Annotated in this window: 10 protein-coding genes; 6 read left to right on the top strand and 4 right to left on the bottom strand. The window is 48.0% G+C overall.

The annotated features are described in order from the left end of the window. Positions 1–36: 36 nt before the first annotated feature. The 4 genes from AAC052_RS05380 to AAC052_RS05365 all read right to left on the bottom strand — a co-directional run bounded on the left by AAC052_RS05380 (position 37) and on the right by AAC052_RS05365 (position 6,413). Positions 37–1,506: a c-type cytochrome domain-containing protein gene (locus AAC052_RS05380; protein ID WP_339811545.1), complete on the bottom strand. Its 1,470-nt coding sequence runs from the start codon at positions 1,504–1,506 to the stop codon at positions 37–39. A gap of 29 nt (positions 1,507–1,535) precedes the next feature. Beyond that, positions 1,536–2,915 carry a DUF1552 domain-containing protein gene (locus tag AAC052_RS05375; protein WP_317488575.1) on the bottom strand — a complete coding sequence of 460 codons (1,380 nt, stop codon included), beginning with the start codon at positions 2,913–2,915 and terminating at the stop codon, positions 1,536–1,538. After that, complete coding sequence (locus AAC052_RS05370) at positions 2,912–4,882, bottom strand: DUF1592 domain-containing protein (RefSeq protein WP_339811542.1); 1,971 nt, start codon at positions 4,880–4,882, stop codon at positions 2,912–2,914. The genes AAC052_RS05375 and AAC052_RS05370 overlap by 4 nt, the downstream gene beginning before the upstream one ends. A 154-nt stretch (positions 4,883–5,036) precedes the next feature. Continuing rightward, positions 5,037–6,413 (bottom strand): exonuclease domain-containing protein, encoded by a 1,377-nt coding sequence (locus tag AAC052_RS05365; protein WP_339811540.1) that lies wholly within the window; start codon positions 6,411–6,413, stop codon positions 5,037–5,039. A 242-nt stretch (positions 6,414–6,655) separates the two neighbouring features. Between AAC052_RS05365 and AAC052_RS05360 the strand changes: the two genes are divergently transcribed. From AAC052_RS05360 to AAC052_RS05335, 6 genes are all read left to right on the top strand, one after another. Continuing rightward, entirely contained in the window at positions 6,656–7,114 is a 459-nt protein-coding gene (locus AAC052_RS05360) for a MarR family transcriptional regulator (RefSeq protein ID WP_152000758.1), read from the top strand. A 46-nt stretch (positions 7,115–7,160) separates the two neighbouring features. Next, positions 7,161–8,531 carry a TolC family protein gene (locus AAC052_RS05355; RefSeq protein ID WP_339811537.1) on the top strand — a complete coding sequence of 457 codons (1,371 nt, stop codon included), beginning with the start codon at positions 7,161–7,163 and terminating at the stop codon, positions 8,529–8,531. A 16-nt stretch (positions 8,532–8,547) separates the two neighbouring features. Then, positions 8,548–9,606, top strand: a complete 1,059-nt coding sequence (locus tag AAC052_RS05350; protein ID WP_339811534.1) for an efflux RND transporter periplasmic adaptor subunit — start codon at positions 8,548–8,550, stop codon at positions 9,604–9,606. A gap of 12 nt (positions 9,607–9,618) precedes the next feature. Beyond that, the gene (locus tag AAC052_RS05345) at positions 9,619–12,792 is read left to right on the top strand and encodes an efflux RND transporter permease subunit (RefSeq protein ID WP_339811533.1); all 3,174 of its coding nucleotides are present in this window, start codon (positions 9,619–9,621) and stop codon (positions 12,790–12,792) included. A 66-nt stretch (positions 12,793–12,858) separates the two neighbouring features. Next, a complete protein-coding gene (locus tag AAC052_RS05340) occupies positions 12,859–13,470 on the top strand; it encodes a TetR/AcrR family transcriptional regulator (protein ID WP_339811531.1) in 612 nt (203 codons plus the stop codon). A gap of 72 nt (positions 13,471–13,542) precedes the next feature. Beyond that, positions 13,543–16,092 carry a M14 family zinc carboxypeptidase gene (locus tag AAC052_RS05335; RefSeq protein ID WP_339811530.1) on the top strand — a complete coding sequence of 850 codons (2,550 nt, stop codon included), beginning with the start codon at positions 13,543–13,545 and terminating at the stop codon, positions 16,090–16,092. The last annotated feature ends 83 nt before the right edge of the window (positions 16,093–16,175 follow it).

Below are 16,175 nucleotides of genomic sequence, written 5' to 3'. Positions count from 1 at the left end.
CCGGGTGAACATTCGCATGGATGTTCACCCTTCTTGCTAAAAGTACGGCCCCTCTTCAAAAAGAATCTTCAATCCCGGCTTGTTCTTTCTAAGTGCTTCGACCACCTGTGGCGTGCACTTGGTGCCAAGCAAATACACTTCTTTCAGGCTTGGGAACTTCAATAGGTCCAATGCAACCTTGTCGTCAACTTTAGTGAAAGAGAGGTTGAGTGTTTCAAGGTTCGGCATTTGCATCAGGTAGATAAATCCTGACCCATCAATATTTGTTTTCTGGAGGTAGAGCTTTTTTACATTAGTCATTTGGCTGATGTGGTATAGCCCATCGTCATTTATACTGCTGGAGACGATTGAAAGTCGGCTAAAAGCGTCATTGTAAGGCGCCAGCTCACGGAACTGATCATTATTGAAAGGCGCAGGTGGAAATTTTACCCTCAGGCTAAAAAGACCCGGTTCCAGGCTGTCTGGTTCTATGGCCAGGTTCAGTTTTTTGCCCACAGTTTCCAACTCATTAGTTACCTCTTTCAATTTCAATTCGGCTATAGCCTGCTTGCGGCGGTACCTGGCCAGCTGTGGAAGCAGTTCATTGGTTACGCCGGCGATCCTAGGCTGTGCCTGTAACGCTGTCACTTTCTGCTCCGGAGAGGCCCCAGAAGTAATCCAGTATTTAAGCAATTCAATTTCCTGCTCGCTCATGGGTGACTGCCCTTCCGGGGGCATTACATCATCGTGGTCAGCCGGAAGCGTCACTCTGTTGACGAGTTCGCTCTGATCCAAATCTTCAGGCGTAATGAGTGCAAGCCCACTGTCGCCTCCTTTCGTAATACTTTGCAGGGAGCTCATAATGAGTCCCCCTTTTGATCGGGACTGATTATGGCAGCTCATGCATTTGGCCTGGAAGATTGGGCTGATCATGTCGTCGTATACCAGCATCTCTTCTACTGTCTTATTACCTGCTGGTTCATCCTGAAAAATAAGGGGAACGTACTCGGTGAGATAGTCCTTGCCATGGGTGATGGAGCCTCCGATATGCCCTGTGAAGCCTATTGATAGATTAGTAAGCACCAGAAGTCCAACATAGAAAGGGTAAACTGGTGTGAATCGCTGAGACAGCAAATACAGCCCGGTTACAAAAAAAACACCTGCCCCGCTCACAGTAGCTCCCCAAAAATGCTGCTCCATGAGCTCTCCCGAATACTCTCCGCCAACAAAAAGGAAATAGCCAGCCAGAATGGCAACCAATGCCGTGAAAGCGGAGGCTGCAAGCAACGATAACTGAAGGCCAGTGGCATTGGGAACGAATTTGAACTTAATAGCCAGCTCCAGCATCAAAGCCAGAATAATAAGGACAATTGGAAAATGCAGCACGAGAGGATGGAACCTCCCCAGCATCAAAAAGATAACTGGCGCCTCAATTTTGCCGATAAATGGCAATCCCAAAACAAGAACTCCGATAACAAACGAACAAACAACCAGCGCCGGATGCTTAACTAATGCTTCTACTCTCAAATGCCAAACTAATTATAGGGTCTTGTTAACTATGCCAGTATGTTTGCCAATTTGCCGGTGCTGTCGGCAAAGCTGGTCTTTTCAATGTTCAGTGCCTCCAGCATGGTTACATAAAGATTGGCCAAAGGGGTTTCTTTTTCATAGATCAGGTTTTGCCCTGGTTTAATTCTTCCCCCAGCCCTGCCAGCCAAAAGCACGGGCAGGTTGCGGGGTGAGTGTCGGTTGCCGTCCCGCAGGTCGGAGCTGAACATGATCATGGAGTTATCAAAAACGTTGCTCTCACCTTCCTTCATCGATTTCAGCTTTTCAATGAAGTAGGCGTACTGCTCCATGTGCCACTGGGTGATCTTGACATATTGCGCCAGCTTCTTCTCATCGTCCATATGGTGGGAAATGGAATGGTGGCCGTCGTTTACGCCGGGGAGGAAGGAGAAATTACGGTTGCTCACCGAGTTGCCAAACAAAAAGGTGCTTACCCGGGAAGCGTCGCTCCAGAAGGCCAGCGCCATGATGTCCAGCATCATGCGGGTCTTTTCTGTCACGTCCACTCCGCTGCGCACCTCCGCATATTCTTCAATGTTCTGGTTCAGGCGAATCAGTTCCTTTTTAACGTCGCCGGTCAGGTTGGCCGCAAACTTTTCCTGATTGGCTCCGTCGGAAATTCTTTTTTCCAGGCTGTAAACAGAGTCCAGGTATTCCGTCAGTTTATCCTGGTCCGACCTGCCAAGGTTTCTCTTGAGGCTTTTCGCATCATCCAGCACGGCGTCGAGCACACTTTGTTTCCACGGATCGTTTTTAATTTTCGCCCCGGGAACATACCTCCCAAATAATCTGTCGAATGCCATCTTTGGATCGATCTCCTTGGTTAGCGGTTGCGTTGCTGTTTTCCAGGAGATACTTGAGGCGTACAATCTCGTCAGCCCCACGTTGATGTCCACGCCGGTAGCAATGCGATCCAGGCCGTATTCTAACGAAGGAAACAATGTATCTCCGCCTACGTGATTGGCGATGACCTGGTCGATAGAAACGCCTCCGCTGTTGATATTGTCACCAGTAGTCTGCCGGATTCTGGTAGAAGTAAGAAGATTGGCAGTTTTGGTGTAGTGACCGTCTGCCGTTCTAAGCGAATTCATATTCATCAGCTCTCCCAGCACGAGAAAATCATCTTGCAGGTGCTTGAGTGGCAGCAGCTGTTGGGTAAACTCATAACCCCGGCCAACAGCAGCCGGCGTCCAGTGGTGAGGGTGCACGCCGTTTGGCATCACAATAAAGGCTGTTCTCAACGGGGACTTAGACGGAACCGGGGAGCTCATGCCAGGTAGCGCCATGGCGTCGAGAAAAGGTAAGGCCATGCAGGCACCCACCCCTTTTAGCATTCGTCTTCTGGATATTTGCCACTTCTTGCTCATAATACTTCATTTATCTTGTCCCTGAAATCATTGATTTTCATTCTGAACGGGTAGCTTTTCACCAATTCGACAATAAATGGATCAGGATTAAAATTATTTTCCAATAGAGCTGTTTCCAGCTTTCGAAGTGCTGGCTCGTCTGTAAAAATAGTGCCACGACCTAAAGCATACGAAAGCACTTTTGTCGCCAGGTTTCTCGCTATTTTTTCTTTTTCGTCCATCAGCAGCACCTTTAACTCAGCGGGCCCATTGAACTCTCTGCCGTCAGCCAAAGTACCTGAGGCATCAATAGCGGCCTTGCCGTAGCTGTCTCTCCACCGGCCCGTAGCATCAAAGTTCTCAAGGCCAAGGCCCAGCGGATCCATTTTTTGGTGGCAGCTAAAACATCCGGGACTTGAACGGTGCCTCTCCAGTAGTTTTCTAAGGCCCAGTTCACTATGCGCTCCTTCATCCTCCACCAGCTCAGCCACTTCTGGTGGCGGTGGTGGTGGGGAAATACCCATGATCTGTTCCATCACATATTTTCCTCTCAGCACAGGGCTTGTGCGCACAGGTAGTGAAGAAACGGTCAGCACACTGCCCATGCCCATTACCCCACCTCTGTTGGCATTAGCCAAAAGTACTTTTTTGTATTCATCAGTAAAGTTGCCCTCCACACCATAGAAATCGGCGAGCTTCTGGTTCAGAAACGTGTAATTGCTGTTGACCAGCTCCATCATGTTCTTGCTGTCAGTCAGCACATAGTAGAAGTATTCCACTGTTTCCCGGTAAAGCGCCTCCCGAAGCGGCATATCAAAGTCCGGAAACTTCTCAGGGTCTACGATGGGCTGCGTATCAAGTAACTTGTTGATGCCTAGCCACTGCGTGGAAAAGCTTTCTGCAAATCTCTTAGCCTTTGGATCGGCGAGCATGCGTTTCACCTGGCCTTCCAGCACAAGTGTATCTTGTAGCTTGCCCATGTAGGCCAGGCTGAATAACTCGTCGTCAGGCATGCTTGACCACAAGAAATAAGAAAGCCTTGAGGCCATCTCAAAATCGCTGAGGTAATAGGGCTTGCTGTTGGGCGGCTCCTCCTCGGTTCTGTACAGAAAATGAGGCGAAACCATCACCATCTTATACACCTGGGCAATGCTCTGGTCGAATCTTTGCGGATTATCAAGCGTGTCCATGCCCTGGTACACCTGGGTGAACAAAGTGCTCAGCCTTGCTTTCTCGTCATCTTTCAAAAACCTTCGGTAGGCTTTGGTAGCAAAAGGGAAAATGGTTTTTTCCGCCGCCAATTGAGCATGTGTACTGCTATTATAGGAGTCGTCGAAAAGTGATTTTACCCACACAGTTAGCCTGGTCAACCATGAGGGGTCATACTCCTCCGGCGCTATGTTTCTCCACAATTGCTCGTTTTCCGCCACCCCTTGAAGGATAAGGTCTGCTGCGTCGTAGTACCTTTCCAGTTTCAGGGGCGTGATGAAAAGTGAGCCTCCCTGATTGTCGAAGCCACCACCACCGGAACCATCGGAGGGGAAATAGCTTCGGGCATCGAAATCGTAACCCGTCAAGTCTTTGACGGTGTATTGATATTCGGTATGGCTGAGTCGGCGAACAACGATTTGGCCTGGCACATGTTCTTTGAGCGAGTTTTGGAGAATGCCGTTGATGCCATCCACAAGCAAGCGGTAGTCTTCCTCGGAAAGAGGTGATTTCGACTTCGGTGGCATGGCCCGGCTCTCGATTTGCTCAAGTACCTTGAGCCAAAAGGCGCCGTCTTTGACTACCCTGGCTTTTTCCTTGTAGTTATCAAGGTTGACATTGGCCTTGGGCATGTTAGTATTGTGGCATTCTATACACTTCTGCACCAGCATAGGCCGAATCTCGGTATCGTAGTCAAATACCTCCTGCGCTGAGGCTTTTGTTACAAAAGCGCTCAGCAAAATGGTCAGGCAAAAGCATATAAATTGAGGGTGTTTCATAATTAATTTGCAGGTGTTGGCAGAAAATGTTCCCGCACAAATACTCAGCAAGCATCAATTTAGGAATTTTTCCCGCTGCAAACGATATAGATAAGAAGGAGGGCTAAAAAATTATGTGTTCGGAGGATTGAAGTGATTGCGAATAGGCTGGTCGTTAATATTCAACCACCGCCTCCACCCTTTTGGTTTCGAGGTAGTGGTAAATCAGGCGGTTCACCTCTCTATTTGGTTTCTTTGGTTGAATGCAGTCCCTGATCAGGTCAGGACTATTACCCAGCAGGTCGGCATCGGCGTAGCCAAAGCCCCGATAGTTGCCATTTTCTATACAAATAATCGTCTTCTCTTCCGTATGACGGCCTTTGTCAAATATAAAACAGTTGGGGTGTTTGAATTGCCAGGAACGCATGGCCAAAGTCGCTCTCTCGTTATAAACGTCGCTTTCCTCCTTGCCAACACAAGCCCCTTGACATGACTGCAAGCTATAATCAAAGCAACCTCTCTCCGGCGTCATCTGCCTTTCCAGGCCAGCAATATGGGCGCACAACTGAAACCTCTTGACCAGTCGTCTTAGCACTTTCAACGATTCGTCCTCAGAGGAGCAAACAACAAAGGGCTCCGCTTTGCCATCAATCTTTCCCACGTTGAAATGGATATAGCCATCAATTTGAAGATCGGCAAAGAGGCCATAGCGATAGGAATTCCGCAACTGCATCCTGTTGTACATCGGCTGCACTTTTTTGATTTCCTCACTTTCCAGCAAAAGTGCCACCAGCTCATTGCCCGTCTCTTCAAAAGTGACAGACGCTGCCTTGTTTTTCAGCTCTCTGCCTTTCAGTCCAGCCGGTTTCTTCAGATGTTGAGTAACCCGGCTTCTGATATTCTTGCTTTTGCCTATGTAAATCACCTCACCGGCCTGGTTATGGAAGTAGTAGACGCCTGGGTTTTCTGGCAAACTGGAAATTTCCTCCCAGGTAAGAAACTCATTGACCTTGCCAATGCCCACACCGGCTTCCAAAAATTTGTTGAAAACTGCTCCCTTGTCTGCCTGGAGTAGAATCTCTATCAGCTTCACGGTGGCGAAGGCGTCACCCCCAGCCCTGTGCCTGTTTTCTATTTCAATACCCAGGCTTTTGCAGAGGTTTCCCAGGCTGTAGCTTGCCTTGCCCGGCAATATCTTCCTGCTGAGCTTAACAGTGCAAAGTGTGTCCCGCTTAAACTCGTACCCCAGGCGCTTGAACTCATGCCTCACAAATCCATAATCGAAGTTGACATTGTGTGCGACAAATATTTTACCCTCGGTCACCTCCACAATCTTCTTGGCCACCTCAAAAAACCTGGGCGCACCTTCCACCATTTCATTGGTAATGCCGGTGAGTTTGGTGATGAAGGGGGGGATATTACATTCGGGGTTAATCAGCGTAGTAAATTCATCGACAACCTGCGTGCCATCATGGACATAAATGGCAATTTCCGTGATTTTGGAAAACTGCGCATTGCCCCCCGTGGTCTCAATATCGATGATAGCGTACATACACTCAAATATGTGAAGTTTTTTTCGCTTTCTGAAGTTGCTTAAACGCCAATAGGTAACAAGCGGCTCAGGTACTGCATCCTAACTCAAGCAAAATTTTTCAACTGAGACATCGACCGAATCTATTTAAATCGTTTGCGTAACTTTTTTCAAAAGAACTGGAAACTTTCCGAAGCGTACTTCGTTTCTTTGCATAATAGTTCGTTTGAAACCGAACCAAATAAACTAAAGTTTTAGCACCCATGAACGAAAAGGCCAGAGTTGATTATGTTGAGAAAGTCGGCGTGTTCTTTGAGCAGAACGGATACCCTCCAGTGGCGGGAAGGCTCATTGGGTATCTGATGACTTCGAATGAGAAAGGTAGAACTTTCTATGAGATTCATCAGTTCGTCAATGCCAGCAAAAGCTCGGTAAGCAACGCCCTCAATAAGCTCGTAGAAAAGGGTTTAGTTAAGTATTTAACAATCTCTGGAGATAGAAAAAGATATTTCTTTCTTGACCTTAAGCCTTGGATCGGTCAGACAAAAGAGAGGGCAGAGTTCTTTTCTTCTTTTTCATCATTGATCAATGACTGCGTGTCCATCAGGGACGACAAGCAGTCTGAGTTTACTCAAGACTTGATGAAGCTGGAGGCCTTCCACAAGTACCTGGCTGCGGAGATGCCCAAGATTATTGACAAGTGGGAAAAAATGCATTCATAAAAATTTTATATAGTTAGTTCTTTTAAAAACGAACCAAACGAATCAAATGAAAGGAATAATAATGTGTGTGGGGTTGGTAGCAGCAAGTTTGATTGCCAAACCAGTGCTGGCGCAAGAAGCTGCGTCGGATGGAAATTACAGCCTGCAGGAAATCCTTGGGCTGGCGCTTGAGCATCATGTAGAGATACGGAAAGCAGACCTCAGTATCCTGGAAGGCCAGCAAAAAGTAAGGGAGGTGAAGGCTCAAGCATTGCCGCAACTCAATGGCAACGCCAACCTGACTGACAACCTATTGTTGCCCGTGCTTATTTTGCCTGGCGAATTTACCGGCAACCCTGGTACTGTTTCACAGGTGCGAATAGGCACGCAGTATAATTTTGCTGCTTCCGCCTCCGCTTCTCAGCAAATCTTCAATCAGTCGGTGTTCACCGGACTTCAAGCCGCCAAGGCCAGCGAAGAATTTTATGAGCTGAGCAAGTCACTTACTGAGGAGCAAGTGATTGAGCAAGTGGCCTCGCTTTACTATCAGGTGCTGATCACCCAGCATCAGTTGGAGCAAATGGAAAGTACTTTGCAAAAATTGGAAGAAAATGTTCGGCTGGTAGCACTTCAGGTAGATGCGGGTTTTGTAAAGAAAACCGATTTGAGTCGCCTGAAGGTGAGTCAGACCAACCTGAAAACGCAGGCTCAAGGCATCAGCGATGGCCTGTCGCAACAAAAGAATTTACTAAAGTATTACACTGGCATTCCTCTTGAGCAGGATGTTAGTTTGGAAGGATTAAACCCAGCTGAGATGCCAGGTCAGGTTCAGTTAGCTGATGATTCGGAAGTAACTAACCTGACCTCCTACCGCCTGCTCGATGCACAGCAGCACCTGTACAGCCTGGAAGAAAAAAGCTTCAAGTCGGGCTACTTTCCTACCCTGGCACTGACAGCCCAGTACGCCTACAACGGCGTGGGCAACAACTTCGACTACTTCAAGTCGAAAGAAAACAGCACACTGAACTGGTACGACAATGCATCAATCGGGCTTCAGCTGAGCGTCCCCATTTTCGATGGGTTTAGAAAGGACGCCCAGATTCAGCAGTCAAAAATCCATCTGCTAAAAGTACAGGAAGACAAGAGGTCAACCGAAAAAATGTTGAACCTGCAAAGAGCTAATGCTTTGAACACCATCAGAACAAGCAGAGAAAGCCTTCTGGCTCAGCAGGAAAACGTAGCCCTGGCGCAGGAAGTATACAACGAAGGCCAGCAGACTTATAGCGAGGGAGTCACTTCGTTGTCCGATTTGCTCGACGCAGAAACAGCACTCACAGACGCTCAGCTAGGCTATGCATCTGCCCTTTTGCAATACAGATTATCAGAACTCCAACTCCTTAAATCAGAGGGAAATATCAAATCATTAGTCAATCAATAACACATCGACAAAGAAGATGAAAAAGATCATTATAAATATAGTAGTAGTGCTTGCCATCATTGGCGGTATTGTGTGGGTGCTGAAAGGCAACAAAGAAGAGGCAGCTGCACTAACCAGCCTGGCTCAGCAATCGAACGGCTACGTGGCAGTGAGGGTGGAAAAAGCTAAGCTGGAGTCGCTGAAAGACGGCTTTGCTGCATTTGGAAACTTTGAACCGACAAGAGAGCTCACCTTTGTTTCTGAAATTTCGGGTAGGGTAGTTTCAGTCAATGTCGAAAAAGGGGACAAAATTTCAAGGTCTCAAACGATGGCAACGCTTGATCATGAGTTGCTTCAAAACGAAGTAGTTGCGTCAGAGGCAGCGTTCAAAAAGATGAAAGCCGACCTTGAAAAGTACGAAAAGCTAGCCGAGGGCGGTGCCATCACCTCTCAGCAACTGGAAGATGCCAAGCTTGGCTACACCAACGCTGACATAAGGCTCAAAAATGCAAAGAGGAAGCTGCAAGACTCGAGCATCAAAGCTCCGTTCGCAGGCACTGTGAATGCCCGGTACATCGAAGTGGGCTCCTATCTGAACGCCGGTGCCAAAATGTTTGACATTGTTGACGTGAGCAAGCTGAAGCTGGTTGTGAAAGTGACAGAAGCACAGGTTTTCGAAATTCAAAAAGGCATGGCTGTGACTGTTTTTTCGGATATTCTTCCCAACAAAACGTTCGACGGTAAAGTAACTTTTATCGGAGTGAAAGCTGACGCAAGCCTGAACTACCCTGTGGAGATAGAAGTCAACAACTCATCAGACCAACTGAAAGCTGGCATGTATGCACAGGCGCTATTCGGCACGGGAGATGCGACTCCCCAGCTTACTGTAACCAGAAATGCCATCATTGGCAGCCTTGAACACGCTCAGGTATATGTGAATGAGGGCAACAAGGCGGTGCTTAGGTCTGTCACTACTGGTGGCTCAGTGGGCGAAAGAGTGGCTATTGTGGCAGGCCTGAAAGAAGGTGAGTCGGTGATCACCAGCGGCCAAATCAACCTGAGCAATGGTGATGTCATTGAAGTACTACAAAACTAAGCACCAGCAATCATGGAAATTACCAAAATATCTATCAAAAGACCATCGCTAGTAGTGGTGCTGTTTACCATCCTGATCTTTCTGGGTGCCATCAGCTACTTCTCACTCAACTATGAGCTGATCCCAAAATTCAGCCCTCCTATATTAACTGTAAGCACAGTTTATCCGGGCGCTTCTCCTTATGAAGTAGAAAACTCAGTGTCAAAAGAGCTGGAAAACACCTTGTCTTCCCTGGAAAACATCGATCAGCTACGTACCACCTCCATTGAAGGCGTGTCCATCATTGTGATTCAGCTAAAAGCTGACGCAGATGTTGACCTGGCCCTGCAAGAGGCTCAGCGAAAAATCAACACCATTATGGGCAACCTGCCCGAGGACGTAAGAGCGCCTGCCCTCAACAAGTTCAGCTTCGATGACCTCCCCATTATGAGAATGGGAGCCACTGCTGATATGGAGGCAACCAAGTTTTACGACGTGGTGGAAAACAGGATACAGCCAGCCCTGGCACGTATTCCAGGTGTAGCTCAAATCAATATCATAGGCGGTGAAGAGCGAGAAATCAGGGTGAACATCAATCGTGAGCGATTGAATGCTTACAACATGTCCATCCTTCAGGTGTCGCAGCTCATTCAAAATGCCAACCTTGATTTCCCTACGGGCAAAATAAAAACCAGTGAAGACCAGGTGCTTGTCCGTCTGGCTGGTAAATATGAGTCACTCGATCAAATGCGCAATCTGGTGGTGACTGTTGTGGACGGTGCTCCTGTGAGGCTGAAAGACATTGCGGAAGTACAGGATACCAAGAAGGAGGCTACCATGATTACCCGTGTGGACAGGGTTAACTCACTGGGTATTTCCATTCTTAAGCAATCGGATGCCAACGCTGTGGAGGTAAGCCGCCTGGTGAATGCAGAAATCACCAAGCTTCAAAAAATATATGCTGGCGACAATTTGAGATTCAGCATTGCTTCCGACTCTTCGGGATACACCCTGGAAGCCGCCGATTCGGTAATACACGACTTATTTATCGCTATCATTCTCGTAGCAATTGTGATGCTATTGTTCCTGCACTCGCTGCGAAATGCCATCATTGTTATGATTGCAGTGCCACTGTCGCTCATTTCGACATTCATTGCTATCAACCTGCTGGATTACTCACTAAACCTGATGACGCTACTGGCGCTTTCGCTGGTGGTGGGTATTCTGGTGGATGACGCCATCGTGGTGATTGAGAATATTTATCGCCACATGGAAATGGGCAAAAGCAGGGCCAGAGCTGCCTTTGACGGTGTAAAAGAAATCGGGTTTACCGTAGTGTCGATTACCATGGTGATTGTGGTGGTGTTCTTCCCTATCGCACTTACTTCGGGGCTTATCTCTAACCTGATGAAGCAATTTTCGATAGTAGTTGTGATCTCTACACTGCTCAGCTTACTGGTTTCATTTACTGTCATCCCTCTTCTTTCCTCCAGGTTTTCAAAACTCGAGCACCTTTCTAATAAAAACCTCTTTGGACGATTTATCCTTGGCTTCGAAAAAGGAATTGACGGATTTGCATCCTGGCTCAAGGGAATTCTTGTGTGGGCCCTTGGTCATAAGTTTGTGACCATCGCTGTCACTTTCGTTCTCTTTGTGGCAGCCGTAGCACTGGTTCCAATGGGTTTCATTGGCGCTGAGTTTGTCACTCAAGGCGACCGTGGAGAGTTTATCGTTCAGGTGGAAATGCCAAAAGATGCCACGTTGGAACAAACAAACCTTGCCACCAGAAAAATTGAAGATCTTCTGGCAGAAAAACCTGAGATTACATCGCTGTTCACTACTGTTGGCCAGCAGTCTACCGGTGGTGTGGGTGGATCCGCACAGGGAACAGCTTATGCTGCCGAAATTACCGTTAAGGTAGTGCCAGAAGATCAGAGAGAGCACTCCAGCAATATCCTGGCTAGCTTACTTAAGAATGAGCTGGAAGCCAAAGTGCCAGAAGCCAAAATCAAGACCACACCGATTTCCATCATGGGTACGGCCAACCAGGCGCCGATCGATATCATTGTGAAGGGGCCTACCCTTGACAGTGTAATGGTGTATGCCAACAAAGTATTGGAAGAGGTGAAGAAAGTATCGGGCACCACGGAAATGAAACTGTCGGTGGAGGCAGGTAACCCTGAAATATTTGTAGCTGTTGACCGTGACAAGATGGCGTCACTTGGCTTATCTCTTGAGATGGTTGGTGCTACTATGCAAACAGCCTTCAACGGAAACAACGACGCCAAATTCCGCCAGGGTGAGTACGACTACGATATCAATATCAAGTTCGACGACTTTGACAGGAAGAGCATAGACGATATAAAAGCACTCAGTCTGGTCAACAATAAAGGACAGCTTATCCGGCTGGATCAATTTGCCGCCGTCAAGGAAAGTACAGGCCCGTCAAGGTTGGAAAGAAAGGACAGAATTACTTCCGTGTCTGTGCAGTCGCAGGTAATAGGTCGCCCCTCAGGTACTGTAACTGCTGAGATCAGGGAGAGACTGGCGAAACTCGATCCTCCGACTGAGGTAAGCTACGAGTTCGGCGGTGATGCGCAAAACCAATCCGAAGCCTTCTCAAGCCTTTTGATCGCTTTTGCTTCCTCCATCCTGCTGGTGTATCTAATCCTTGTAGCCTTGTACGATAACTATGTTTATCCTTTCGTGGTGTTGTTCTCCATTCCACTAGCCATGGTTGGCTCCCTGCTGGCACTTGCCATGACCCAGAACACGCTCAGTATATTTACCATCCTGGGTATCATTATGTTGATAGGCCTGGTAGCGAAAAACGCCATTCTGGTGGTTGACTTCACCAACCACCTGAAGGAGAAAGGTATGAAAACGAAGGATGCTCTGGTTGAAGCTACCCAGGAGCGTCTCAGGCCCATTCTTATGACCACCATCGCCATGGTGATTGGCATGCTTCCAATCGCCATCGCCACGGGACCTGGTGCTGCGTGGAAAAACGGCTTGGCGTGGGCCATCATTGGTGGCTTAATCAGCTCTATGTTCCTGACCCTGGTGGTGATACCCGTGGCCTATCAAATTGTTGATAGCGTTCTTGCCAGGTTTGAGCTTGACAAAAAAGGACACGACTATGCCAAAGAACTTGACGAAAGCGAAGGCGTGGAAGAGAAACATATCGAAGAATTAATGCACGCATAAGTTTGGTTGGTGGATGGGCGGAGTTAAGGAGTTCATGGCTCCGCTCCGCCCTTATTTCTTGAATACATGGAAGCAAACGACACCAAAGAAAGAATCATCAGCTACCTGCTGGACAAATTCCTGACAGAGCCTACCCGGCTGGACACTGTCGACGAATGGGCCAGGGATCTCGGCATGTCCAAGAAGACGATCTACAAGCATTTTCCGGCCAAAGAGCATTTGCTAAGTGAGTTATTTTCCACCATGCTAGAAAAGCAAAGGCAGATGTTATCGACGATAATCGAAGGCGACGAGTCTTCTATTCACAAACTACTTCTCTTTATTAACCATTTCAGGATGGTTTTGGAACGAATCCCTGGCGGGGTAATCCTGCAGATCGAGAAGCACCACCGGGAGGTATACAGCATTTGGGAGACCTACAAGCAGGAGTTCATAGACCAAATTTTCGTCCAAATGATCGAAGGCGGGAAAAAAGATGGTCACATTATCGCCGATTTAAGCCCCCTATTCCTTTCCCGTTTCTGGGAAAACAATATCCGAAACCTTATCCTCCAATTACCCTATGCGTCGGTTATGTCTACCCGGTCGGCATTTGTCGAAATCAAAAAAATCTTTCTTCGTGGCATCTCAACCGCCGAAGGCATCGCCGAGCTTGAAAGAATAGGTGCCATAAAATAACCACTCATCCCAAATACGTTGAGGCCGTTGCCAGTCATGGTAACTTTGATATTCACCATGACAAAGACGGTTATGAAGCGTTTATTTCTACTACTATTTGCTTTTGTATTCACAGGGTTAGCTCAGGCCCAAAACGAGTATTTCTTTCCGGAACACGGAAACTTTGACCCCAGCATCCCCAGCCCGGAAGAATTTCTTGGCTACCCTATCGGGGAATGGCATACCCGCCACGACAATATTGTGGCTTATATGGAAAAGCTAGCAGCCGTTTCCGACAGAGCCACGGTTCAAAATATCGGCTATACTTATGAACACCGGGCGCAGGTGGTGCTCACCATTTCCAGTCCGGCAAATCTTAGCCGTCTCGAAGCCATACGAACGGAGCACCTCAAGCTGACAGACCCGGCCCAGCCGATTCCTGACATCAGCAAAATACCTGCTATCATTCACCTGGGCTACAACGTGCACGGCAATGAGCCAAGCTCAGCGGAAGCTGCCCTGCTCACAGCCTATTATCTGGTGGCTTCCAACGAGCCCGAGGCTGAGCAATACCGTCAAAACGGGGTGATCTTTATCGAGCCATCTCTCAACCCTGACGGCCGTGACCGCCATGCCAACTGGGCCAATATGCACAAAGGCTTTCCACCGGTGGCCGACCCGATCGACAGGGAGCACAACGAGGTGTGGCCCGGCGGGCGAACCAACCACTACTGGTACGACCTCAACCGTGACTGGCTACCGCTCGCTCACATCGAAAGCCAAAACAGAATTAAGTGGCACCAAAAGTGGTACCCGAACATGGTGACCGACTTTCACGAAATGGGTACCAACAGCACCTATTTCTTCGAGCCAACGAAGCCTTATGGATCAGAAAATCCCGTGGTAGGCCGCAAGAACTATGATGTATTGAATCCTGTCATGGCCAAATATTTTCACGAGTCCATGGACGATCTCGGCTCCCTGTATTTTTTAAGAGAGCAGTACGACAACTCCTACCCAGGTTACGGCGCCACCTATGCCGACATACATGGCGGCCTCGGTGTAACTTTCGAGCAAGCCAGTAGCCGTGGGCATTTGCAGCACACCACCACTAAGGACATCACCTTTGCGTTCACCATTCGCAACCATGTGGCTACCAGCCTGGCGACAGTGAAAGGTGTGGTAAAGGAAAAAGAAACCTTTCAACGCCACATGAAGGAGTTCTTCGAAGAAAGCGTAAAGCAGGGCGCTGCGGATCCTATCAAAGCCTATGTGTTTGGCGATAACTTTGACAGCGGAAGAACCAATGCCTTCGTTGATCTTTTGCTTCAGCACCACGTAAAGGTGTATGAGAATCCAACAACTCAAACCTTGTCGGGGCAGCGTTTCGAAAGCGGAAAATCTTACCTCGTACCTACTAACCAGAATCAGTACCGGATGGTGCGCTCTGTTTTTGAGAAGGTAAAACAATACGATGACTCCGTATTTTACGACGCCTCCACGTGGACGATGATACTGGCCTATGGGCTACCACATGCTGAAATCAAAGCCAAAGCACCTGCACTTGGTGCTGAACTCACAGCAGTTCCAGCGGCAAAGCAAACAGTAGAAAAAGCAACGTATGCCTACATTCTCGACTGGAGAGAATATGCGGCACCAAAGGCGCTTTATCATTTGCTGAAAAACGGCGTTTTTGCCAAAGTTGCTTACCAGCCTTTTTCAGCCATAGTGAAAGGCGCTGAAAAGAATTACTCCTATGGCTCGATACTCGTGTCAGTTGCCGATCAGAATGTGGATGCAGACAAGCTCTTTTCCCTGGTAAAAGAAGCAAGTGAGCTCTCAGGCTTGACGTTTGATGCAACGGCCACTGGCTACACCGACAAAGGTGTCGGACTTGGTTCAAGAAGCTTCGAAACCGTTACGCTTCCCAAAGCGCTGATGGTTATCGGTGAGGGAATATTCCTTTATGAAGCTGGCGAAGTGTGGCATTTGCTCGACAGCAAAATCGGTATGCCCATCACAAAAGTGGACAAGGGCGACATAGGACAGGTGAGGCTCTCGGACTACAATACTGTGATCCTGGTGAACGGACGGTACAATGATGTGTCAGATAGTTTCATTGAAGACCTGAAAGCCTGGGTTCGTGGTGGAGGAACGCTTATCACTCAAAAAGGGGCTACCCAATGGGCGATATCCAAAGGCCTGGTGAAAGAAAAACTGGCAGAAAGCAAAGACGAAAAGACTCCGGGGAGAATGGACTATGAAGATGCCCGCAACTACTATGGCGCTCAAAGCATCGGCGGGGTGATTTTCGAAGCTGACATCGATTTAACCAACCCAATTGCCTTTGGATATACCTCAAAGAAACTGCCGGTATACCGGAACAGCTCAATCTTTCTGAAGTCAAGTGAGAGCCCGTTCAGAACGGCGGCGCAGTACACCGCTCAACCATGGTTGGCTGGTTTTGTCACCCCTTCTAATGTTGAGAAGGTGAAGAATTCTCCTTCGATTCTACTTGATGGCAGTGGCCGGGGCAGAACTATTTTGTTCACCGACAACTGCAACTTCAGAGGCTACTGGTATGGAACCAACAAGCTGTTTTTGAATGCGCTGTTCTTTGGAAGCACCATTTCGGTACCTTAATTCCGGCCCTGGCCCTGATTTTAGTATGTTTTAAAAGGGTAAGCCGAAAAGATTTTCTATATTTTGAATTGATTACAACGGAT

Origin of the sequence: uncultured Imperialibacter sp., assembly GCF_963974565.1 — a bacterium.
Lineage (GTDB): Bacteria > Bacteroidota > Bacteroidia > Cytophagales > Cyclobacteriaceae > Imperialibacter > Imperialibacter roseus.
The sequence above is the reverse complement of the archived record's forward strand: the minus strand, read 5'-3'. Positions and strand labels throughout refer to the sequence as shown.

Bases quoted from the DNA above. Each gene is read 5' to 3' on its own strand.
- AAC052_RS05375 (WP_317488575.1), bottom strand. From the start codon at position 2,915: ATGAGCAAGAAGTGGCAAATATCCAGAAGACGAATGCTAAAAGGGGTG.
- AAC052_RS05335 (WP_339811530.1), top strand. From the start codon at position 13,543: ATGAAGCGTTTATTTCTACTACTATTTGCTTTTGTATTCACAGGGTTA.
- AAC052_RS05340 (WP_339811531.1), top strand. From the start codon at position 12,859: ATGGAAGCAAACGACACCAAAGAAAGAATCATCAGCTACCTGCTGGAC.
- AAC052_RS05355 (WP_339811537.1), top strand. From the start codon at position 7,161: ATGAAAGGAATAATAATGTGTGTGGGGTTGGTAGCAGCAAGTTTGATT.
- AAC052_RS05360 (WP_152000758.1), top strand. From the start codon at position 6,656: ATGAACGAAAAGGCCAGAGTTGATTATGTTGAGAAAGTCGGCGTGTTC.
- AAC052_RS05365 (WP_339811540.1), bottom strand. From the start codon at position 6,413: ATGTACGCTATCATCGATATTGAGACCACGGGGGGCAATGCGCAGTTT.
- AAC052_RS05345 (WP_339811533.1), top strand. From the start codon at position 9,619: ATGGAAATTACCAAAATATCTATCAAAAGACCATCGCTAGTAGTGGTG.
- AAC052_RS05370 (WP_339811542.1), bottom strand. From the start codon at position 4,882: ATGAAACACCCTCAATTTATATGCTTTTGCCTGACCATTTTGCTGAGC.
- AAC052_RS05350 (WP_339811534.1), top strand. From the start codon at position 8,548: ATGAAAAAGATCATTATAAATATAGTAGTAGTGCTTGCCATCATTGGC.